The organism is Candidatus Saccharibacteria bacterium, from assembly GCA_016700375.1.
In the GTDB taxonomy this organism is placed as follows: Bacteria; Patescibacteriota; Saccharimonadia; order Saccharimonadales; family UBA4665; genus JAGXIT01.
This window is the reverse complement of the sequence record CP065016.1, coordinates 705,380-727,301: the sequence shown is the minus strand read 5'-3', so window position 1 is coordinate 727,301 and position 21,922 is coordinate 705,380. Positions and strand designations below refer to the sequence as shown.

Sequence of the window (21,922 nt, the reverse complement as noted above, 5' to 3'; positions counted from 1 at the left end):
AATAGAACTGTGATAACCACGCTGACGGGAGAGAATGATGTGGAGCGGGGGGCGGCTTTGCGCTGTGCCGTTGCTGAGTTTGAAAAAGAGTATGGTGATATGGCGGTGGAACGGCTAGACGGGGAAGAGGCGCCCTACGAGCGCATGGAGGAGGCGGTACAGAGTTTGCCGTTTTTGGCGGCACGGAAGCTCGTGGTACTGCGCGCGCCTGGCGCAAACAAAGAATTTACTGAAAAGTTCGCAGCGTTTATGGAAGCCGTTTCAGATACAAACGACGTCATAATCGTAGAGCCAAAGCTAGACAAGCGGCTGACCTACTACAAACAGCTAAAAAAACTGACAGCGTTCAAAGAGTTTGCCGTGCTGGATGCGGGTGGATTGGCGCGATTTGCAGTTGAATACATAAAAGAGCGGGGTGGCAGTATTTCGAGCGGTGCTGCGCGTATGCTTGTTGAGCGCGTGGGTACAAACCAGCTTGGCTTGCAGCAGGAGCTCGATAAGCTGCTCGTTTTTGACCCGAAAATTACCGAGCAATCTATAGAAAACCTAACTGAAAAAACACCTCAAAGTACTATATTCGAACTGCTCGACGCAGCATTTACTGGTGACACTAAACGTACCATGCGTCTTTACGACGAGCAACGGGCGCTAAAGGTTGAGCCGCAGCAGGTTATTGCCATGCTGGCTTGGCAGCTGCATGTGCTGGCTGTCGTGAAAACTGCGAAACAGCGCAGTGTTGACGACATAGCCCGCGAAGCCAAACTGAACCCCTTTGTGGTGCGAAAAACGCAGGGTCTGGTGAGACACATTACCCTCGCGCGGCTCAAAGAACTCATAACCCGACTCCGCGAGTTTGACCTGCGCACCAAAACAGAGAGCATCATCCCCGACGAAGCCGTTCGCTACTACCTGCTGACCATCACAAGATAATTTCATTTTTTATACAGACGTATCCAAAATGAGAATGCTATTTGCGGGCGTCGATAGTGGGGTAGGATGAGTCGAGTAAGGTTTGATCAGCGGTAAGAAGTGGCAGGTTTTCGCACTGAGCTTGGGCGATGAGTAGACGATCGAACGGGTCTTTATGGCTCAAGGATATTTCAGCGTACTTCTCTAGGTGGCGGTTAGTTATGGCAAGAAGATGGATATTCGCTTCGGCTAGGCCCTGGCACAAATTGGCAGGATTGTACTTGAGCTTTCCAGAGCCGTGTTTGAATGTGAGTTCAGTGAGACTTGCGATAGAGACATATAGCTCTTCTGCTGTCTGCAGTGTACGCTTAGTGGCTGGGCTAAAGCGATACGACTCGAACAGCAGCCAAATATAGATATGAGAATCAATGAGAATGGTCATGTTGTACCAGGAAAAGGTCTGTCTATGCTTTCTTCTATCAGGGCATTCAGCTCGGTATCGGGGCCAACTAGCGATGCATAGTCGTATGCGTCAGGAATAGCCTTGTGATCCCAAACACCGATTTTGCGGAAAGATTTTTGCGGCGTTTTGGCGACATGGATAGGTGTAAGCATAAACTGGGCTGTGCCGTAGGCGCCGACGTATATTGTTTCTCCGGCGGCAGCTCGTTTACCAAGCTTGCTCAGGTGCGTCTTCGCTTCGTAAATTGTATAGACTTTACTCATGTTCCTACTATAACTTGACCAACATGGTCTAGTCAAGTCTGACCAACTTGTATTGTTAATAAACAAGCCCTTTACCTGCCGCAGCCGGAAGTACGACCGGATATTGGAGTCGCGGGGCAAGAGTTCCCCGGCTGCTAGACCGCCAGAGATTCATTTTCTTATCGAAAGGAAACTATTTTTTGGCTGCTGGCTTCTTTGCGGGGGCAGCTTTTTTCACCGGGAATGCTTTTTTAACAGAGGTGGCTTTTACTTTGTCGCTTTTGACGCCAGCGGGAACGCCAGCGTTACGGGCGTTACGAGCGGCTTGAGCCTTTTTGCGAGCGACCTTGTTTTTGTGCAAAATGCCTTTTTTGGCAGCTCGGTCTAGCTCGCTCTGGACTTTGTCGAGCGCCTTGACTGCCTTCTTTTTGTCAGTAGCAGCGAGGGCCGAACCAAAAGCTTTCACAGCGGCTTTCAGGCTTCGCTTGGTTTTGCTATTGCGAACGGTAGCCTTAGTAGCAACTTTCACACGTTTTTTTGCTGATTTAATAATGGGCATAGAGTTCCTTTTTACCTAGAGTTAGTATTTGCTCGGTGTCAACTATACCGCATACCATCTCTGTTGTAAAGGAGTAGAGACATCCTTTCGTCAAAAAAGTGGTAAAAACACTCGACAGCTCTTTACGCTTATGGTACCATTTATGCGGACTTTCTGTAGCCAAATAAAAACAATATGGATGAACAGCAAAAACAACTTGTAGCCAAGCTCAAAGACGCCCAGAACGTATTAGTGACGGTGAGCAAAAATCCTTCGGTAGACCAGCTAGCTGCTGCTATTGGTTTGACGCTGGCACTCAATAAACTCGACAAGCATGCCACGGCGGTTTACAGCGGCCAGACACCCAGTACCATAGAGTTTTTGAAGCCCAAAGAAACCCTAGAAACAAATACCGACAGTCTGCGCGATTTCATTATTGCACTCGATAAATCCAAGGCCGACAAGCTACGGTATAAGGTTGAAGACCAAGTCGTTCGGATTTTTATAACACCGTACCGGACGTCTATTTCCGAAAACGACCTCGAATTTAGCCAGGGAGATTTTAATGTTGACGTCGTTATTGCGCTGGGCGTAAAAGAGCAGACAGACTTAGACGAAGCGATTAGCGCGCATGGACGTATTTTGCACGACGCGGTGGTGTCCACATTATCTATAGATGGCAACTCAGATTTAGGCACGCTCAATATTGTGAACTCGAAGGCAAGTAGCTTGTCAGAAATGGTCACCAAGCTGGTGCAAAATCTCGACAAATCCATATTGGATATGCAGATTGCAACGGCTTTGCTGACTGGTATTGTTGCCATGACCGAACGGTTTAGTAATGACCGAACCAGCCCGGAGACAATGAGCATAAGTGCGTCTCTTATGTCGGCCGGAGCAAACCAGCAACTTATTGCAACAGAACTGGATGCAGAAATTATCCCAGAACCGAAACGGCTGAGCGCCACTCAACCCGCTGTAGAGGACGCTCACGTCGACCCCGGTATGCTTGCAATTGATCATAGCGAGCCAAGCCCAACTGCCGAGTTACCACCAGTACCTTCGAGAACACAATCAGACGCAGATGCCCAAGATGATCCGGATGAAGTGGAGTTACCGGTACCTCCTGAACCGGCAGCACCGCAAATCCAAGTCGACGAAAACGGCCAACTTATAACCGCAGATGAGGGCAATCACCCCCGAATAGGCGTGGTACATGGTCAAACAAACCCCTTATCGAATGATGGTGGAGCGCACTCGGCAGTCACCCGAGAACGTGTACTCGAACCGCCTATGCTTGGTGGGGAGTTGACCGCAAATACTAACGAAGAGGGTCTTGGTGAGCCAGCAGAGAATCTGACAGCGCCATCTCAGCAGACGCCCATACTTTCTCATAATGAACGAACCATAACCCCTGCGCCAAATAATAGTATTCCCGAACCAAAGAAACATCCTGCCCAGTTGGAGCCCACGACACTACCACCGCTTCCGCGCCAAGAATCTGCTGCGCCTCAGATGCCGGCAGCATCACCTGTACCTCCCCCTACGCCAGTACCGTCAGTCCAGGATATTGTCTCGGCTACAGCTCAGCAGCCGAACGTTGCGGCTTTAGTGCCAGAACCTAGCCCTCAGCCACCCGTGTCACCACCTATTGTACCGAGCCCGTCCGCCATGCCAGCCCCTAGCTCAACAGATGAATACGAAGATGATGAGTACATAGATACCTCACGGCAAACACTGAGTGATATAGAGCACGTTGTCGACAGTCCCCATCTAGCTGCCGCGGATGGAGGAGTGAACAACACAGGTTCAGAAGGAGACGTCGATGTGGCTCGAAAAGCGGTAGAGGACGCACTTGCGGCTCAACCGACACAGGGTGCGCCTGACCCCATTGCAGCACTCAATGCCCAACCACTTGGTCCGCAGTTACGCGAAGGAAATGTTCCCGATATAGTGTATCAGCCTGCACCCGGCTTTGGTGTGGCTACTAATACGGGTTTCAGTGAACCAGTTCCTGGTAACTCGCCAGCCGATCAAACACTTGATATGCCGCTACCCCCTCCGTCTGGCGTAACTTTTCAGTCTGGTATAACAACGAACCCTACTGCCCAATCGCGACCGACCGATGCTACCTTGCCCGCCGCTCCGTCGGTTCCGCCTCCTCCCATATTCCCGAATGCGTAGGCAGCGGAACGTGGTACGCTAAGTGTTATGCAGGGATTACTCCTTATAGACAAGCCCGCTGGGTGGACGAGTTTTGATGTGGTGAATTACGTGCGCAAAATTGTTGCGCAGGCCGAGGGCAAGAAACCTAAAAACTGTAAAGTAGGGCATACGGGCACACTTGACCCGCTGGCTACGGGGTTGCTCGTCATACTGGTGGGCAAGGAGTACACTCGCCGTGCTGCTGAGCTAAGCAAACACGACAAAACGTATGAGGTCACGATGAAGCTGGGTCAAACAAGCACCACGGGTGATGATGAGGGGGAGAAGACCCCTGTTAATTCGCGTATCCCGGGTGAAAACGAGGTCACAGCGGCACTCAAGAAATTCACCGGGAACATCATGCAAACCCCGCCGATCTATTCAGCCATTAAGATCAATGGTCAGAAAGCCTATGACTTGGCTCGGAAGGGCAAGGAGGTGAAGCTTGAACCGCGCCCAGTAACTATATATGAAATAAGAAACATGAAATATTCATACCCTCTGGTTCGGTTTACCTGTGATGTCAGTAGTGGCACGTATATTCGTTCACTGGTGGCAGATGTTGGTGAGGCGCTCGGAACGGGCGCGTATATGTCAGGCCTACGCCGTACAAAAGTGGGTGATTACGATCTGGCAAATGCCGCGCAGTTGAGCCGGTTGGGCCAAGTCCAGCTAGCAGATCTATTGCAATAGGGGTCGGCATCTGGTATACTCCCATGCAACGCCATCAGTAGTCTCTAAGGAAGTTTTGAAAGGATTGTTTGTATATATGATTTCAGCTGAGAAAAAGAGTGGAATTGTGAAAGATTTGCAGAAGAGCAAGGAAGACACAGGCAGCGCTGCCGTGCAGGTGGGCATATTCACCGAGCGCATCCGTGAGCTGACCGAGCACCTCAAGGTGAATAAGAAAGATTTTGCGGCTCGCCGGGGGTTATTACAGCTTGTGGGTAAGCGCAAGCGGCTTTTGCAGTACATTGCTGCGCAAGACGGACAGGCGTATCTGAACCTCATTAAAAAGCTTGGTATTCGACGTTAAACTTTAGAATTTAGAAGTTGGAAGTTGGAATTTAGGATACCTAGATTCCAAGATCTAGAACCTACAATTCTAGCTACATTAACTATTGGTGGGTGATAAAGAACAGGTTTCCACTTTGGCTAACAAAGAGTGGATGCTTGAACCTTGTTGCTCACCCGAAAAAAGGAGGCTACACATGAGCCAAATTACCACCAAAACTATCAATCCATACGGCAAAGACCTTGTGGTTGTCGAGACAGAGTTCTGCGGGCGGACACTGACGCTCGAAGTCAACCGCGTTGGCTTTCGCACCACCGCAAGCGTTCTCGCGCGCTACGGAGACACCGTAGTCCTTGGCACTGCCATGCTAGGGAAGCCTATTCAGGGGATGGATTATTTCCCGCTTTCCATTGATTACGAAGAGAAGTTTTATGCGGCCGGGAAGATTAGCGGCAGCCGTTTTATCAAGCGTGAAGGTCGCCCAAGTGACGACGCTATCCTCATTGGCCGCCTTATAGACCGCCCTATCCGCCCACTCTTCCCGAAGGGCTACCGCAATGAAGTGCAGGGCATCGCAAGCGTTCTTAGTATGGACCCGGCGTTTCGCCCCGACATGGTCGCTATGATTGCCATGAGCGCAGCCCTTATGCTGACCGGCGCACCATTTGACGGTCCAGTTGCTGGTGTGCGCGTTGGCATGACCGATGGTGGTGAGTACCGAGCATTTATGAGTGCTGAGGAGCTAAACGCGAGCAAACTCGACCTTGTTGTAGCCGCCCGCGAAGGTGGTGTCATGATGGTTGAGGCCGGTGCAAACGAAGCCACCGAAGAAGAAGTGGTGGCTGCACTGAAATTTGCCGAGGAAGCTATAAAGCCCGCACTCGCTGCGCAGGCTGAGCTTGCCAAAAAGGTCGGGGTGAAAGCCACCGAATATGAATTAATCCTCCCAGACGAAAAAATCCAAGCAGCTGTAGACAAATGGGTGGCCGGTAAGCTCGGCGAAGACTTGCGATTGCCGTACCCAGAGCGAAACGAAATGATTGGCGTGCTCAAAGAGCAGTTCCACGTTGCATTTGCTGAAGAGCTAGGTGAAGAGCTCTACACAGTTGTACGCACTCAGTACGATGAAGCCTTTCAAATGGCACTGCACAAAGATGTTCGCGCCGGCATAGTCAAGGATGGCACGCGCCCCGATGGCCGCAAGCTGACCGACATTCGTCCGTTGAGCTCTGAGGTTGGGTTGCTGCCGCGTGCTCATGGCTCGAGCCTCTTTACGCGTGGCATGACACAGGGCATGAACATTGTTACCTTGGCACCACTATCGTACGCGCAGCTCGTAGACACCATGGAGAAAAACGAAGAGCGCCGCTACATGCACCACTACAATGCCCCTGGCTATACGGTTGGCGAAGTGCGCCGCCTCGGCAGCCCCGGCCGCCGTGAGATTGGCCATGGCTACCTGGCAGAGCGCGCCCTTTTTGCCGTACTGCCCGATGAAGCGGTTTTCCCCTATGCCATTCGCAGCGTTACCGAGATTATGAGCCAGAACGGTTCAACCTCTATGGCGGCAACTTGCAGTAGCTGCCTTGCCCTTATGGATGCTGGCGTACCGCTGAAGGCACCGGTATCGGGCATTGCCATGGGGCTGATGGTAGACGGAGACAAGACGTACATTCTAAGCGATATCGCTGACGCCGAAGATTTTGCGGGTGACATGGACTTCAAGGTTGCCGGAACAAGCAAAGGCATTACTGCCCTGCAAATGGACATGAAGGTCCACGGCTTGTCTGTCGATGTACTGGCACAGGCACTCGCGCAGGGCAAGGATGGCCGTGCCTTCATACTCGCACACATGCTTGAAACAATTGCCGAACCGAGGGCAGAACTGAGCCCATACGCACCTCGCGTGGAAAGTATCCAGATTAACCCAGACAAGATTCGTGAAATCATCGGTAAGGGTGGTGAAACCATCCAAAAGATTACCGCAGAAACCGGTACCGAAATCGACATTAAAGACGACGGTACGGTTATGATTGCCAGCCCAGATGGCGTGGCTATTCAAAAAGCCAAGGACTGGATTGCGAGTATTGTCGAAGACCCAGAGGTTGGCAAAATATACGTCGACAAGCCAGTAGTGAGCGTGCTCGACTTTGGCGCCTTTGTGCAGATTATGCCCGGCAAAGATGGCCTCGTGCATGTGAGTGAAATGAGTGAAGAACGTGTTAATAAACCGAGCGACGTTGTAAAAGAAGGTGACCTTGTTACCGTAAAACTCGTCGCCATAGACGACCGCGGCCGCCTGCAACTGAGCATGAAAGCCGCCGCTCGAGAACTAGATAAGAAATAACTAATTGATTAGCCTGTCACATGTAACCTGTCACTTTGGATTAACAATTAACTTGTAACGATTATGTCAAACGAAATCACGAAGCAAATACTCGAAGATATGCTCGATTTGAGCGTGGTTGTCATTCGCTATGCTGAGTCCCAAAAGGTTAATCGATCCATCCAAGATCAGCTCATACGAGCGGTGACAAGCATCGGGGCTAATTACTCAGAGGCACAAGATGCTTCATCTAAGAAAGATTTTCTCAACAAAATCTACATTGCCAAGAAAGAAGCGTCGGAAACAGTTTACTGGCTGAAGCTTCTAGCAAGGTTGAATGAGACAGACGAGAACTTGGCTCTTGAAGATCGCGCACGTAAATTTGTACTGCTCTTACAAAAGATAATTAATACGTCGAAGGAAAAATCGTGACACGTTACAGGGTAATCCAACGTGACAGGTGACATGATAATGGATAATCAGAGAGATAAGCAGAGTAATCTGCATGAACTCAAGGCGCGAATTGAGTCTGCCGGTATCACCCCAGATCTTCAGGCGCAGGCGACGCAGCTCGTGTTTGGGGAGGGCAATCCGGATGCGGACGTGTTGTTTATAGGTGAGGCGCCGGGGAAGCAGGAAGACCTTCAGGGCAAGCCCTTTGTGGGGGCAAGTGGGAAGTTTTTAGACGAAATGCTCGCGAGTATCGGTATGAAGCGTGAGGACATATACATTACGAACATCGTGAAATACCGTCCGCCAAACAACCGCGACCCTTTGCCAGAGGAGAAGAAAGCGTTTTTGCCATTCTTGCAAGAACAGCTGGAGATTATCCAGCCGAAGATAATTGTGACACTTGGGCGGCACAGCGGCGGAGCGTTTCTGCCCGACCTTCATATAAGCCAGGATCACGGCAAGCCAAAACGAATTAGAGTTAAGAGACAAGAGATAAGAGATAAGAATAGCCAGAGCGGTGGCACGATGGAGCTAGTGATTGTACCCTTGTACCATCCTGCGGCCGCTTTGTATAACGGTGGGATGAGGCAAACCCTCATGGATGATTTTGCGCTCATTCCAGAGATATTAAAGAAAGTAAATTAATTAAGAAACTAAGTTAAGAAAAAGGAAAGTAATATGGACAACAAAGGAAATAGAGGTAAGCGACCACAAAATGGCCAGAAAAATGGGCAACGAGGTGGAAGAAACGGGGGCGGAAACGGCTTCCGCGGTAAAAACGGCGGCGGAAATGCTACGCAGAACCAGTCTCAGCCGCAAAACGGCGAAAAACGACCAACGGTTAGCCGTGGCGCTGCCGTGCGGGCACAAAAGCGGACACAAATGGACGCGCAGCGCGTGGCAAACCAGTGGATGCCCGCCCAGGTAGACGAAAATCGCCGGGCAAACTTTATAGACGATTCACCGCGTCTGAAAATCATCGGCCTTGGTGGCATGGACGGCGGCGGGAGCAAAAACATGATGCTTGTAGAGTATGTGAATGACGCTGTAGTTATAGACGCCGGAAACGACCTGAGTGTTGACTTGCCGGGCATAAACTACGGCATAGCCGACACGGCGTACATGGAAACAATCCGGCATAAACTGCGCGCGTACATTATCACTCACGGCCACCTTGACCACATAGGCGGGTTACCGCACATTGTGCCAAAGTTCCCGGCACCGGTATATGGCAGTAAGTTCACCATTGGCCGGGTGCACGAAATTTTTGAGAATTTTGGTTTGCCTATGCCAGAAGGTTTCGAACTCAAAACAGTCGAAATGAACGAAGACACCCACGAGCGCCTGAAGATTGGTGAATTTTTTGTAGAACTGGTGCGGGTGACGCACTCAATACCCGGTAGCACTATTGTGGTACTCGATACACCAGTGGGGCGCATAATCAACACAGGCGACTTCCGCTTTGACCCGAACCCGCTCGACCACGAACGCACCGACATGGAGCGGCTCATAGAGCTTGGCAACGAAGGTGTGCTAGCACTGTTGAGTGAAAGTACAACAGTCGAGCGAATGGGGCGTACGCCGAGCGAAAGTACCATCGAACAGAGCTTTATTGACATTATGAATCAGGCACCGGGTCGGATATTTGTTGGGGTGTTCAGTACAAACATGAACCGCATACAGATGATTGTAAATGCTGCCGTTCATCATGGTCGCAAGATTGCCATTGACGGTCGCAGTATGGTAAGCACACTCGAAATGGCTGTGCGCCATGGCTTTATGAAGATTCCAAAAGGTACGTTTGTCTCGATTGCTTCTGTACCGGCGCTAACCGACGACAAAGTCGTTGTTATCTGTACGGGCAGCCAGGGTGAGCCATCGTCTGCGCTGCAGCGTATGGCAAATGGTGAACACAGGCACATAAAACTAAAAGAGCAAGATACCGTCATTCTCTCTAGTACACCAATCCCGGAAAGCGGTAACGATGCGCTTATTGGCCAAATGGTTGACGACCTTACGAAAAAGCATGTGCACGTGTTTGAACACCGAAACCACGACCTTGACGGTGTCGGGCCACTGCACGTATCTGGGCATGCGAGTCGCGACGAATATGCCGAAATGATTCAAATGACCAAGCCGAAGTTTTTCATACCAATCTACGGCGCATACCGGGTAAAACAGCGGCATATTGAACTAGCCATCGAGCAGGGTATACCGCGCGCAAACTGCCTAAACGCTCTGAACGGCGAAGTTATAGCCCTTACCCCCGAAAAGATGGAAGTTATTGGCGAGGTACCAAGCGGCACTATACTCGTTGACCAAACGGGCGCTATTGTCAGTAACGTGGTGGTCAAAGACCGCGTGCTTCTGGCCGAAGAAGGCCTAGTGGCGGTTGTACTCACTGTCGATAAGAAGTCGGGCAACTTGCTTACGAGTCCCGATATCATTAGCCGCGGCTTCATATATATGCGTGAACAAGAAGATATGATGAATGGTCTGCGTAACGAGGTTCGCCGTGCTGTCCAGCAGCGCTACAAGCGCATCGACATAGACCGGTTTAAGGCCGAACTGAAAGATCACATTACGCACTATTTGTTTGAACAAACCGGTCGCAGCCCAATAGTTATACCGGTGCTTAACATTGTAGGTGGTAAAAACGAAAAACAAGCTCCCCAGGGCAAAACAGACAAACCTGCAGAACCACAGAAAACACCAGAAGAGATTGCCGCCGAGCAGCAAGCGCGCTTCCAGGCCATGCGCGAACGTCTCCTCAACCAAGATCTCCGAGTTGACTAGAAGCAAGCATATTGACAAATAGTCAATAATTTGCTATCATATAAACATGATAGTTCGGTAACAAAAAACCATGTTTGGCAAAAGAAAAAAAACTGAAAAAACTGAATGGCTGGGCTGCAGCTCAGAAATGTATGTCATTCTTTGGGGTCATCCTCAAATTCCATCTGCTGATATTCAGACAAAACCCCATGCCTTTGATGTGCAAAAGAGGATCTCTGTTCCCCTACGGAAAATTTGGGCTATGGCAGGGATGGCATCGTTTACGGACGACAGTGTAAAGGCTCTTCCAAGCGGTGAAAAAGTGGCTAGCTTGGAATATGCGAACAGGCTAAGGGGCACTACGGCAACGGTCTATAACCAAGATGACCCAATTATACTAACCCCATTTTCGGATGCCAACGGAAATGTAGGGTATAAGGTTGCGGAAGGCAGGCATAGGGTGCTTGCCGCTATCGGTGGGGGTAATATGACACACATTGAAGTTGATGTACGCATACCTCAAAATTCCTCTGAGATGGATTTTTATCCGGGAGTTATTGTTGACGAACAAGCCGTTGTTTTGCAAGGGGGTAACCAGTAATGGCAGGCCCATTGAGATTCGGCATAATTCGAGAAAATCGCCAGAGACTACTGGAGGGCGGTATCGCCGATAGTCGTATAGAAGTTGCAAGACTTGGAACTGCAAATTCTGTTGGTTTTGTTGCAATGAACGAGGTTGCTAAACAGTTTGAACATTTGCGAAATATTAGAGACATGCAGGGTCAGGTAGACGCCATAGAGACATACGAAGGAACACCAGATGAAAATAGGTAACATTCTAGACTAGAACATCAATATCGAGTATAATCAAAAGCGTTATGGCGAAAAAGAAAAAGCAAGCAAAAAAGAAGGCAGCAGCTCCGGTTGAGCGAGAACCATCGCCCGTTGTGGGCTATGTGCTAGCGGTAGTTTTTATACTGGCGGCAATTTTTATATTTCTAGGTGGGTTTCACGCTGGTGGTACGCTACCAAAAGGGCTTTTTGGGGCCATGAGCTGGCTTTTTGGCTGGGGGGCGTGGCTGGTGCCGATAAGCCTGCTGTACTGGGGTTACTACAAATTTACGAACGATGACCACCGGGTACCACGCGGCCGCGTTTTTAGTATGTATATGTTTTTGGTACTTATGTCGGCCTGGTTCTTTACGGCGTTTGCGAGCGTTAAAGATGAGCCGGGTCTAGCTACGCAAATCGTGGGTGGTAACGGCGGTGAAGTGGGTGGTGCTGTGGGCGATGCTGTTCTCTCTGCTCTAGACAAGGTTCCGGCGAGCCTGCTATTTTTTGCGTTTGGTCTGCTTACATTCTTTTTTGCTTTTGGCATATCGCCCAAAGTACTACTAAACCTAGGTAAGCTATTCCGTCGTGGCGAAAATGACGAGCCCGAAGGAGAACTGGCCGCACTGAAGGCCAAAGCGGCGCAGAGTGGTTTTCAGCTGAACGAAGGTGTGCCGGTTGTGAAGCATAGCGAAGGTTCGTTGACGAAGGAACAGGTTCACCATTCCAACTTCCGCAATACTGCACAAAAATTGAGCGCAAACGAAAGTCACGAAGCTCTTACTACGGCGAGTGATCCCGACTGGAAGCTGCCGGGGGTTGACCTACTCGACCAACGTCAAGACAAGGCCGATGCCGGGAATGTGGAGGGCAACGCCCGGATTATCAAAGAAACATTTGCTAACTTTGCCATAGACGTGGAAATGGAGGGTGCAAACATCGGTCCGCGCGTCACACAATACACGCTGCGGCCACCCACTGGCGTCAAACTGACGAAAATTACCGCGCTCGAAAACAACCTTGCACTTGACCTAGCGGCCACAACTATCCGCATGGAAGCGCCCATACCCGGTAAACGGGCGGTGGGTATAGAGGTGCCGAATGTAAAGGGCGCAACGGTGCGACTAAGTTCTATTTTCCAATCACGCGAGTGGGCGGAGTCGGAAGGTGCGCTCACATTTGCTATAGGGAAAGACATAGTGGGCCACAGCGTGGTTGCCGACCTAGCGCGTATGCCGCACCTACTTGTAGCTGGTCAGACAGGCTCTGGTAAATCTGTCATGATAAACGACATCTTGACGAGCCTGCTATACCGCAACAGCCCAAGCGACCTCAAACTCATTCTGGTTGACCCCAAGCAGGTTGAACTAACGCCGTACAATGACCTCCCGCACCTCCTGACGCCCGTTATACACGAGCCGGAAAAGTGCATATCGGCGCTCAAATGGGCGGTGGCAGAAATGGAACGTCGCCTGCGCACTATGGCAGAGGTGAGCAAGCGCAATATAGAGGAGTACAACCTCATTAAGCCAGAAGAAAAAATGCCCTACGTTGTCATCGTTATAGATGAGCTAAGTGACCTTATGATGATGGCGGCTCGCGATGTCGAGGCACTCATTGTGCGCGTGGCGCAGAAAGCACGGGCGGCTGGCATACACCTTATACTTGCAACGCAGCGTCCGAGTGTGAATGTTATAACAGGGCTCATCAAAGCGAACGTTCCCGCTCGCATAGCATTTACGACCGTCAGCCAGGTAGACAGCCGAACTATCATAGACCAAATGGGAGCAGAGAAGCTGCTCGGCCGGGGTGATATGCTGTACCAGACATCTGAAATGCCCGCACCAAAACGTGTTCAGGCGGCATTTGTGAGCGATGGCGAGACGGTCAAAGTGAACGATTTCATCCGCGAACAACGTGCGCCAGACTACAACGACGAAGTCGTAAGTCAGCCGGTGCAGCTTGGTAAGGGCGGGGTAGTTGTAGCTGACGACCATGGTGCAAATGCCGATGAAGATATGTTCCGTGACGCAGTACGCGTTGTTATAGAAAGCCGTAAGGCTTCGACGTCGCTACTGCAACGCCGTCTCAGAATTGGTTATGGTCGAGCAGCACGGCTTATGGAGGAAATGGAAGAACAGGGCATCATAGGCGCGGCAGATGGCTCACGCCCGCGCGATGTACTGGTGAGCTCGCTTGACCAAGTTTTTGGCGAAGGGGGCGCTACGAATGACGAAAGCGGAGCAGGCCTTGATGATTACGGCGTACCTACCGAGCCTACTGAGCGAGACGAATTTCTTGCTCGCTAATGTGCTCAGAGTACTGGCGGTTAAAATAGTTAATACAATAAATGTGTTCAGTTTAATGTATTTGCATTGTATTTTTTGTTGCAACGCGTACAACGGATAGGTTTTGAATAACAGATGTGGATAGACATTTTTACTACACATTTTGCTTGCGTTTTATATTTTGCAGGACTACCATGGAGTTAAAACAAACAAGCCAAATGGAGCGAGATGGTGGCCTGCCGAAAGTGTATTGAGAGACTACACCAGGGCTACCATCATCTCACTCCGGGCTCAGAAAACAAGGCTGCCTGAGCGGGCAGTTTTTTATTGCTTTTGTGTCATAAATACGCTATAATTTTACTTACAATTAACTCAGCTTGCAGCACTTGGCGTGCAGGCAGAAACCAAAGGAGCACCTAGTGAATCAATACGAAATCGCCATTCTCTTCGACCCAGGTCTAGAAGTAGACCTTGAGCAGGCAACCAAAAAAGTTGAAAAACTATTTACCGACAATGGCGGCAAGGTAACCAATGTCGATAATTGGGGCAAGAAAAAACTAGCTTATCAAATAAAGAAGCACGACAGTGCCGTCTATGTTTTTTATACACTTGATATCCCGGGTGATAATGTTCGCAAAATTGAGTCTGTCTTAAACATTACCGACGAAGTTATTCGCTTTCTCATTGTGCGCCCAGACCTAAAGAAACTCGCAAAAGCAGAAGCCGAAAAGGCTCGCAAAGCAGAGCAGGCCGCAAAGCGCGGTGAAAGCGACGATAAAGAAGAGGAAGAAGAGGAGTAGAAACTATGGCAAAGATTTTTAAACATCGAACAGACGTCGCCTACTTTGACTACAAAGATTTCAAGACGCTTCAGCGGTATGTTGACCAGTACGGCAAAATTGAAAGCCGCAAAAAAACTGGCCTAACCGAGTCTGAGCAGCGCCACCTGGCCGTCGCTATTAAGCGGGCTCGACATATTGCACTGCTTCCATTCGTAGCTACAGCCTAGAAGCAGTTTAGCAGAGAGCAGACAAACATTGAGCAGAAATTTGGCAGGTGGCATTTAGCAGACTCACGGGTAGTGGCGTCTGAGACCTGATATCGGTCAAATTTCTGTTACCTGATACCTGTTTGTCTGTTAAATTGTACTAAGCCCCAATTGTCCAGACACTTAGACATGAGTTACTGTTCCTTTCCATACCGCTTCATAGTGCTCCATTGGCGGCAGGTTATTGCAGCTGCTATGCCGTCTCACGCGATTGTATTCGTTCTGCCATAGTTTCATTGCTTCGTTGAACGCGACGACATCAAGCTCGGTCGTTTTGGTGACGTGGTAAAACTCTTCTTCGTCTGTCCGATGGCTCCGCTCGACAAAACCATTATGTTGGGGTGTACCCGGTCGGGATAGCTTGTGCTCGATGCCCCGGTCGAGCAGGTACTGCGTGAACGGGTGGATACGTCTGAGCTCATGGTCACGCTTTTTGTTACCGCCAGTAGACAAATTGGTGAACGTGGAGTGGTTATCTGTCTGGACACATTCCACCGTAATACCAATCGATTCGTAGAACGCCAGGGCTTCACGCACAAAGGCGATTGAGTTGCTATTCGACAAGCCATCCTTGACCGCCAGGTACCGGATCTTGCTGACAATGTCTATCGCTGTAAACTGCTGTCTCCGACTCCGTCGTTTATCTTCGTCCGGACGAACCGGTGCAGCCTTAGTGTCAATCTGCACTCGGTAGCCTGGATAGGGCGCGTAGAACGGTCTCGTTGGCTTTTTCTTTGGATGTTTCTGGTGCTTTACGAGGTCGGCTCGTTCAATAATGCCGCGGACAGCTTTCTCGCCAATGGATATTCCAGAGTCACTCATCTCATCGACGATTCGCTTCGGGCCATAGGATAGTCCCAGCCTGATTTGTAGCACCAAATCCTCAATGTCTTCATTCGTCTGCCAGGATACCCTGCCTTTTGGTCCAGGCTTCTGCGGGAACAGTTCGATCCGCCAAGCATAGATAGTATCCCGATGGATCCCAAACATTCGGGCAGCGATTGCCGCGCCTTTCGCATCGGCTTCAGTTAACACTCGTTTACGATAGGCAATAACTTGATGTCGGGTTAGGTTCTTCTTCATACACATATGCCCCAATTCTACACACCGAGGTGTCGGAGGGATTGGGGCTTAGTATAGTTTGTCTGTTAAATCCACTTGACGATAACACTAACTGGGCGTAGGGTTGATAGTACAACTAAGGTAAAGGACATAGTTCCTACAAGGAGGACGAGATGGCTCGATCATTCAACCAAGTAATCTTAATGGGGAATCTCACCAGGGATCCCGAACTGCGACAGACGCCAAATGGCCAAAACGTATGTAGCTTTTCGTTGGCGCTCAACCGCGCTTACAAAGGGGCAGATGGTCAGTGGCAGGAAGCAACTGACTACGTGGACGTTGTCGCTTGGGGGCCGCTGGGGGAGCGTGTGTCTCAGTATTTGAACAAAGGCAGCCAGTGCTTAGTAAACGGACGTTTGCAGTCACGAAGCTGGGAGCAAGACGGCCAGAAGCGCAGCAAGGTTGAGGTGAACGCGCAGGATGTGACGTTCCTAGGTGGTCGTGGAGGTGATGGCGGTGGCAACGGCGGAGGATATCAGGGAGGTGGTTTAGACGGTGGCTCATCTCGCCCAAGTCCAAAGAAAAAAGACGATGTGGTTATAGAAGACGTGGGCGACGAACCAATTAACCTCGACGACATACCGTTTTAAGTGCCATGCAAAGTCTGACGGGGTTTGCCGCCCAGCTGGAAAGACGCGTACGGGCTGTACTGCGTGAGTACGACATGGATTCGCTGGGCGTGTCTGAACGCCAGAATATCACACAGCTGAAGAAGGCGCTTCACGAAATAAAGCTTGATGTGCGGGACTACGAATATGCCGAGACAAGGGAAGAACAGCATAAATGGGCAAAGATTGGTCGTCACAATTTGGCAGCAGCTAATGCACTGATGTTACGCCTTGACACCGTGTTTGGGTCGGCCGACGTGGCCGAATTTGGCGGAGTCATCGACGAACTCCAGGCAAAACTTTCGTAAGACTACCGCTGCGCTAACAGGGGTGGTATACTGAAGCTATAGTTAGGAGCAACTGATGATACAACAAGAGCAAGCGCTACAGTATTTTCGGAATGAGTGTGAAAAAAACGGTGTTTCGGTTACGCAAGCTGACAGCATGCAAGAAGACACCTGGAAATACTGGTGCTATACCTACAAGGTAGGGCTGCGCGGGCCGGGTAAAACGTATATCCTGAAAGAAAATGGCGATATATATAACTTTGGCTCGAACCCACTGCTCTCACATGTTATTGATGTGCCGAGCTATATGGAATTTGTCGGCGCCGTACATGCACTTTGCGTTGAGCGTGGCTGGGAGATAGATGATGAAATGAGCCTTGGTAAAATAGGAAACATAGGAGACTAGTATGGCACTAAGCATAACAAATCTTAAAAAAGGGGTAGTGTTTCAGCTTGACGGCGAGCCGTTCCGCGTTGTGGAGTACAACCAAAAGGTTATGGGGCGGGGTGGAAGTATAGTGAACGTACGTATACGCAGCCTGCTAGACGGTAAGGTGCTGGAAAAGACATTTAAGGGAAACGAGCAGCTCGAAAGTGCAGACGTGACGAACCAAACAGTACAGTACTTGTACAGTGACGGCAGCGTCTTCCACTTCATGAACCAAGAAACGTTTGAGCAGTTTGAGGTGAACGATGAACTCATGGGCGACGGCGCGGGCTACCTAAAAGAAGGTGACATGGTGAGTCTGCAGTTTTTTAATGCAGTACCTATAAACGTAGAGTTACCGAAAAATGTTCCGCTGTTAGTGACCTACACCGAAAACGCTGTAAAGGGTGATACTAGCAGCTCCATAACTAAAGATGCCACGCTGGAAACGGGCATAACCATCAAAGTGCCGGCTTTCATCAAACAAGGCGATCTCATCTCCGTCGATACCGCTACTGGCGCCTACCGCGAGCGCGTAAAAGAATAGCAATTGTCATTCCCGCGCAGGCGGGAATCTATCTTATGCATACATATTACGTCTATATATTAGCAAGTAAGCCAAACGGAACGCTCTATATTGGTGTGACGAATAATCTTGAGCGTCGTTTGTTCGAGCACAAACATGAACTGGCTGATGGTTTTACGAAAAAATCTGGCGTAAAAGCACTGGTGTATTATGAAGAATCAACGAGTATTGGGGCGGCCATTACCCGGGAAAAACAACTCAAAAAATGGGAACGCGCTTGGAAGATTCGGCTCATTGAAGAGGAAAATCTGTACTGGAAAGATTTGAGTTTAGATTGGAAAATGGATTCCCGCCTGCGCGGGAATGACAGTGAGACTGTGGGAGTCGGTATATGACACAGGCACCAGCAGCGGAATTCGTGCATGTTTTCGTTGGGCGTGAGGGTTTTGGGTTATTCCTACAGCATAGAGACAACAAACCTGGCATATATGAACCAGGGCAACTTGGAACTTGGGGAGGGAGTATTGAGCTTGGTGAAACGGCCGTTGATGCTGCAATTCGAGAGGCTTATGAAGAGCTAAATTTGCGGCTACTACCGCGCAACCTCCTACACCTCGGCAGTCTCGTATTTGATAGTATGGACACGATAGGTGTACCTCTGCGGAAACACATTGAAGCATACTTAACTGTAGTGCCATCCCGACTGAATATCCCCGTACGCGAGGGACAGGGTGGTATTACAGTATTTTTTGGCGAGAGATTGCCAGCCGCACCCAGACTCACTCGTATAGTTGCTACAGAAATGTTGGAATACTTCCCAGGCTCTTTTCCAAATGTGAAGGATTTTCTCGATGAAGCAGCGGCTTGATGTAGCTTTAACGCGGCGGGCTTTGGTAGCGAGTCGGAGTCAGGCAGAATCATACATACGGCTTGGAAAAGTACTGGTCAATGGACGTCCCGGGTTAAAAAGCGGACAGTTGGTATCTGAGGCCGACAAAATTGAAGTGAAAACGAGCGTACAGTATGTGAGCCGGGCGGCGCTGAAGCTCGAGAGTGCAGACAGTACATTTCACGTTGATTGGCGGGGAAAAACCGTGCTCGATGTGGGGAGTAGCACGGGCGGATTTACGCAATACGCACTACAGCATGGTGCCAAAAAGGTGTTTGCAGTAGATGTCGGTACCGAACAGCTGCACCCGAGCTTGCGTAGCGATGAACGCATAGAATTGCACGAAAAAACTGACATCCGGAATTTTATGACGAAAGAAAAAATCGACATTGTTGTGGGCGATGTTAGTTTTATATCACTCCGGGAAATTCTTCCTCATGTCTCAAAACTCATCACGCATGACTCTGTGCTTTTAGCCATGGTAAAGCCGCAGTTTGAAGCTGGGCAAAGCAGCGTGAAACACAAAGGGGTTATTAAAAACGACCGGATGCGGCGCGATATTTTGCACGATTTTGAAACCTGGGCGCGCGGGTATTTCATAATTCTCGACAAAAAAGACTCCGAAGTCGCTGGCAGTAAGGGAAACATAGAGCGCTTCTACCTCCTTCGCAAGCTTCCAAGCGAGTAAAGTAAGGCTTTCCATTCATAATGAGCGAAGCGAACGACCCGCCAGCCGGCGGGGAGCTTTAGAGCAGGAGGAGAGTAATGTTCGGATGTATTCCGAACTTGCGAGGAGAACAAGGTCCTCCTGTATAATAGTGCTTATGTACTATTTTCCCAGCCGGACGGCGGCAGGCGATTTGATTGCCGACCAACTTGAGGCGCAGTATCGCTACGAAGATTGCGCGGTACTCGCCTTGGGCGACGGTTCTGTGGTTGTTGGAGCGGAAATAGCCAAACGATTACACTGTGTTATCAACATGCTGCTATCATCTGCTATACAGCTGCCGAGAGAACTAGACGTATTGGCAACTATAGATAATTTTGGGGGTGTTACATTTAATACAGCGTATAGCCCGAGCGAGCTAGAGGAAATAAAGGCCGAGTACTTTAGCTATATAGAACAGCAAAAACTCCAAAAGCTTTTTGAAATGAATGAACTACTTGGGGCAGGGGGTGTTTTAAGGGCTGACTTACTCAGAAACCGTACGGTTATAGTTGTGTCTGACGGGCTAAATAACGGCTTTTCTATGCGGGCGGCGGCTGATTTCTTGAAGCCAATTAAAATAAAAAAATTGGTCATGGTAGCGCCTTTCGCGAGCGTGTCTGCTGTAGACCAGATGCATATGCTGGCCGATGAAATTGTGTGTTTAAATGTCATCGAAAATATCATCTCAATAGATCACTACTACGACAACAGTGCACTGCCCGAACATGAGGAAATTATCCGCATCTTGGAAGATATTATTCTCCACTGGAAGTAGTGGGCAGCGAGAATCTACTCGAGGAAGTCCTGTAGCGCGGATGTGTCGCAGAGGGTAATCCGAGACTGTTCGCTGACAAGGATGTTTTTTCTTTCCAGCTCCGAGAGAGTCCGACTGGTGGTTTCCCGTGTGGCACTTATGGAGCTGGCGATATCTTGGTGGCGCAGAGGCACATCTATTTTGACGCCATCGGGAGTTTTGACCCCAAATCGCTCTGCCATGCCCAGTAAAAACGAAGCAAGGCGTTCACGAACCGTACGATACTCAAGTGTCATAATGCGCTCGCCGTGCAAGCGGAACATATCAGCAAGTATCCCAACTACTGGGACGGCGGCTTCTGGGCGGGAGTGAAGATGCTCTAGAAACGTGTCACGACTTATTAACCATACTACTGTTGGGGCTAGGGCTGTGTAGATAATTTCTCTTTCTCTTCCAGCTAAAGCCCACGTTAAACCAAGAAGCTCCCCCGACTGCCGAATTATAAGCAGGTTTTCTTCCCCGTACTTGGTGATATCGTATGCTTTTACTAAACCTGTCTCAATATAAAATACCCCAGCCGGTGCGCCGCCTGGTCGAACAAGAAACTCGCCTTTTGAGTATTCTTGTTTGGTGCCGGTATGAAACAAATCAACCAACGCCGCCAGCTGGGTATCATCGGCTAGCATGGCCGTATTATCCCACAGAGAACCACCCCTGTCTATAAGAATTCATACTGCTTGGGCAGGCTGGTGTGATAAATGTCTCACCTAATTTGTGATGAACTTAACTGCCCGAATTTACCTCTCTCACTATACTGATGACTACGTAGGGAAATTTAGTCAATAGACCGAAAACCCTTCAGGGAGATACAGAGATGGTTAGTATGAAGCAAATCACCAAACAGCTAAGACAAATTGGGTGTGACTATGCCGTGTGGGGAAGAAGCGAAATTCGCGAGCTGACTAACATTCTCATGGACGACGAACAGATTCAACAAGCGGTCAATGGCTACTATGATGGTGGTTTTGCGCTGCTGTGTGTTACGAACTACCGCGTCTTGATTGTGGACAAAAAACCACTCGCACTCACCGTTGAAGACCTGCGCTACGACATGATAGCCGAAGTTGACTATAGTTCGCGCGTCTTTACCTCTGTGTTCCACATATACACCCCCATGCGAACGCTCATATTTACGAGCTGGAGCATCAGCAAACTTCGAACGAGCATGAATTATATTCAGCAGCGGGTAATGGAACTGCGAAACAACGACTACCTCATGAGTCAGTTCATGCAGCAAAAACAGTCTACACCGACCACGTTTGCTTCGGGTAAGCGTTGGCAGCGTCAAACGGTACCGCAGATGGTGCCGACAACGGCAACCGCAGAGAAACCTACAGCGGATTTTGAAACATACCGGCCTCCTGCTCGACCGCTGATGAACCCATACACCAAAGTGCCACTCCTGTCTCGACGTCGCAGATACCCAAGCTTCTACCTCTAGGCCTAG

At 49.7% G+C, this 21,922-nt stretch carries 27 protein-coding genes; 22 read left to right on the top strand and 5 right to left on the bottom strand.

The annotated features are described in order from the left end of the window. Positions 1-9: 9 nt before the first annotated feature. Positions 10-930, top strand: coding sequence for a DNA polymerase III subunit delta (gene holA / locus IPP75_03785; GenBank protein QQS69016.1), 921 nt, complete (start codon positions 10-12; stop codon positions 928-930). A 37-nt stretch (positions 931-967) separates the two neighbouring features. On the opposite strand, the gene IPP75_03780 is transcribed toward holA, so the two are convergent. The 3 genes from IPP75_03780 to rpsT form a co-directional block, all read right to left on the bottom strand. After that, the gene (locus IPP75_03780; protein ID QQS69015.1) at positions 968-1,351 is read right to left on the bottom strand and encodes a type II toxin-antitoxin system VapC family toxin; all 384 of its coding nucleotides are present in this window, start codon (positions 1,349-1,351) and stop codon (positions 968-970) included. Continuing rightward, positions 1,348-1,635: a hypothetical protein gene (locus IPP75_03775; GenBank protein QQS69014.1), complete on the bottom strand. Its 288-nt coding sequence runs from the start codon at positions 1,633-1,635 to the stop codon at positions 1,348-1,350. Before IPP75_03775 ends, IPP75_03780 begins: the two co-directional genes overlap by 4 nt. 172 nt (positions 1,636-1,807) lie before the next feature. Then, complete coding sequence (rpsT, locus tag IPP75_03770) at positions 1,808-2,173, bottom strand: 30S ribosomal protein S20 (GenBank protein QQS69013.1); 366 nt, start codon at positions 2,171-2,173, stop codon at positions 1,808-1,810. A gap of 174 nt (positions 2,174-2,347) precedes the next feature. Between rpsT and IPP75_03765 the strand changes: the two genes are divergently transcribed. The 12 genes from IPP75_03765 (at position 2,348) to IPP75_03710 (ending at position 15,054) form a co-directional block, all read left to right on the top strand. After that, positions 2,348-4,336, top strand: coding sequence for a hypothetical protein (locus IPP75_03765; protein ID QQS69012.1), 1,989 nt, complete (start codon positions 2,348-2,350; stop codon positions 4,334-4,336). A gap of 27 nt (positions 4,337-4,363) precedes the next feature. Further along, a complete protein-coding gene (gene truB, locus IPP75_03760; GenBank protein QQS69011.1) occupies positions 4,364-5,050 on the top strand; it encodes a tRNA pseudouridine(55) synthase TruB in 687 nt (228 codons plus the stop codon). A 76-nt stretch (positions 5,051-5,126) separates the two neighbouring features. Continuing rightward, positions 5,127-5,393 (top strand): 30S ribosomal protein S15, encoded by a 267-nt coding sequence (gene rpsO, locus IPP75_03755; GenBank protein QQS69010.1) that lies wholly within the window; start codon positions 5,127-5,129, stop codon positions 5,391-5,393. A gap of 175 nt (positions 5,394-5,568) precedes the next feature. Then, a complete protein-coding gene (pnp, locus tag IPP75_03750) occupies positions 5,569-7,719 on the top strand; it encodes a polyribonucleotide nucleotidyltransferase (GenBank protein QQS69009.1) in 2,151 nt (716 codons plus the stop codon). Between the two features lie 99 nt (positions 7,720-7,818). Continuing rightward, positions 7,819-8,130: a four helix bundle protein gene (locus tag IPP75_03745; GenBank protein ID QQS70159.1), complete on the top strand. Its 312-nt coding sequence runs from the start codon at positions 7,819-7,821 to the stop codon at positions 8,128-8,130. 39 nt (positions 8,131-8,169) lie between these two features. Continuing rightward, a complete protein-coding gene (locus IPP75_03740; protein ID QQS69008.1) occupies positions 8,170-8,796 on the top strand; it encodes a uracil-DNA glycosylase in 627 nt (208 codons plus the stop codon). 33 nt (positions 8,797-8,829) lie between these two features. Next, on the top strand, positions 8,830-10,947 hold the full coding sequence (locus IPP75_03735) for a ribonuclease J (GenBank protein QQS69007.1): 2,118 nt from the start codon (positions 8,830-8,832) through the stop codon (positions 10,945-10,947). A gap of 70 nt (positions 10,948-11,017) precedes the next feature. Next, positions 11,018-11,527 (top strand): hypothetical protein, encoded by a 510-nt coding sequence (locus IPP75_03730; GenBank protein QQS69006.1) that lies wholly within the window; start codon positions 11,018-11,020, stop codon positions 11,525-11,527. Continuing rightward, entirely contained in the window at positions 11,527-11,760 is a 234-nt protein-coding gene (locus IPP75_03725; GenBank protein ID QQS69005.1) for a hypothetical protein, read from the top strand. The genes IPP75_03730 and IPP75_03725 overlap by 1 nt, the downstream gene beginning before the upstream one ends. A gap of 44 nt (positions 11,761-11,804) precedes the next feature. Beyond that, positions 11,805-14,066, top strand: coding sequence for a DNA translocase FtsK 4TM domain-containing protein (locus IPP75_03720; protein QQS69004.1), 2,262 nt, complete (start codon positions 11,805-11,807; stop codon positions 14,064-14,066). Between the two features lie 398 nt (positions 14,067-14,464). Beyond that, positions 14,465-14,845 (top strand): 30S ribosomal protein S6, encoded by a 381-nt coding sequence (gene rpsF / locus IPP75_03715; GenBank protein ID QQS69003.1) that lies wholly within the window; start codon positions 14,465-14,467, stop codon positions 14,843-14,845. A gap of 5 nt (positions 14,846-14,850) precedes the next feature. Next, complete coding sequence (locus IPP75_03710) at positions 14,851-15,054, top strand: 30S ribosomal protein S18 (GenBank protein ID QQS69002.1); 204 nt, start codon at positions 14,851-14,853, stop codon at positions 15,052-15,054. 162 nt (positions 15,055-15,216) lie between these two features. Here the strand turns inward: IPP75_03710 and IPP75_03705 are convergent, their stop codons facing one another. Further along, positions 15,217-16,176, bottom strand: a complete 960-nt coding sequence (locus tag IPP75_03705) for a transposase family protein (protein ID QQS69001.1) — start codon at positions 16,174-16,176, stop codon at positions 15,217-15,219. 152 nt (positions 16,177-16,328) lie between these two features. Between IPP75_03705 and IPP75_03700 the strand changes: the two genes are divergently transcribed. From IPP75_03700 to IPP75_03665, 8 genes are all read left to right on the top strand, one after another. Then, positions 16,329-16,805 carry a single-stranded DNA-binding protein gene (locus IPP75_03700; GenBank protein QQS69000.1) on the top strand — a complete coding sequence of 159 codons (477 nt, stop codon included), beginning with the start codon at positions 16,329-16,331 and terminating at the stop codon, positions 16,803-16,805. Between the two features lie 5 nt (positions 16,806-16,810). Continuing rightward, the gene (locus IPP75_03695; protein QQS68999.1) at positions 16,811-17,131 is read left to right on the top strand and encodes a hypothetical protein; all 321 of its coding nucleotides are present in this window, start codon (positions 16,811-16,813) and stop codon (positions 17,129-17,131) included. 55 nt (positions 17,132-17,186) lie between these two features. After that, on the top strand, positions 17,187-17,516 hold the full coding sequence (locus IPP75_03690) for a hypothetical protein (protein ID QQS68998.1): 330 nt from the start codon (positions 17,187-17,189) through the stop codon (positions 17,514-17,516). A gap of 1 nt (position 17,517) precedes the next feature. Then, positions 17,518-18,084, top strand: coding sequence for an elongation factor P (gene efp, locus IPP75_03685; GenBank protein ID QQS68997.1), 567 nt, complete (start codon positions 17,518-17,520; stop codon positions 18,082-18,084). 35 nt (positions 18,085-18,119) lie between these two features. After that, complete coding sequence (locus IPP75_03680) at positions 18,120-18,458, top strand: GIY-YIG nuclease family protein (protein QQS68996.1); 339 nt, start codon at positions 18,120-18,122, stop codon at positions 18,456-18,458. After that, entirely contained in the window at positions 18,455-18,931 is a 477-nt protein-coding gene (locus IPP75_03675) for an NUDIX domain-containing protein (GenBank protein QQS68995.1), read from the top strand. The genes IPP75_03680 and IPP75_03675 overlap by 4 nt, the downstream gene beginning before the upstream one ends. After that, positions 18,915-19,640, top strand: a complete 726-nt coding sequence (locus IPP75_03670; GenBank protein ID QQS68994.1) for a TlyA family RNA methyltransferase — start codon at positions 18,915-18,917, stop codon at positions 19,638-19,640. Before IPP75_03675 ends, IPP75_03670 begins: the two co-directional genes overlap by 17 nt. A gap of 136 nt (positions 19,641-19,776) precedes the next feature. Beyond that, the gene (locus tag IPP75_03665) at positions 19,777-20,436 is read left to right on the top strand and encodes a hypothetical protein (GenBank protein ID QQS68993.1); all 660 of its coding nucleotides are present in this window, start codon (positions 19,777-19,779) and stop codon (positions 20,434-20,436) included. Between the two features lie 14 nt (positions 20,437-20,450). Here IPP75_03665 and IPP75_03660 read toward each other — a convergent pair whose 3' ends face one another. After that, a complete protein-coding gene (locus IPP75_03660; GenBank protein ID QQS68992.1) occupies positions 20,451-21,101 on the bottom strand; it encodes a Crp/Fnr family transcriptional regulator in 651 nt (216 codons plus the stop codon). Positions 21,102-21,289: 188 nt separating this feature from the next. On the opposite strand from IPP75_03660, the gene IPP75_03655 reads away from it, so the two are divergent. Next, positions 21,290-21,916, top strand: coding sequence for a PH domain-containing protein (locus IPP75_03655; GenBank protein QQS68991.1), 627 nt, complete (start codon positions 21,290-21,292; stop codon positions 21,914-21,916). The last annotated feature ends 6 nt before the right edge of the window (positions 21,917-21,922 follow it).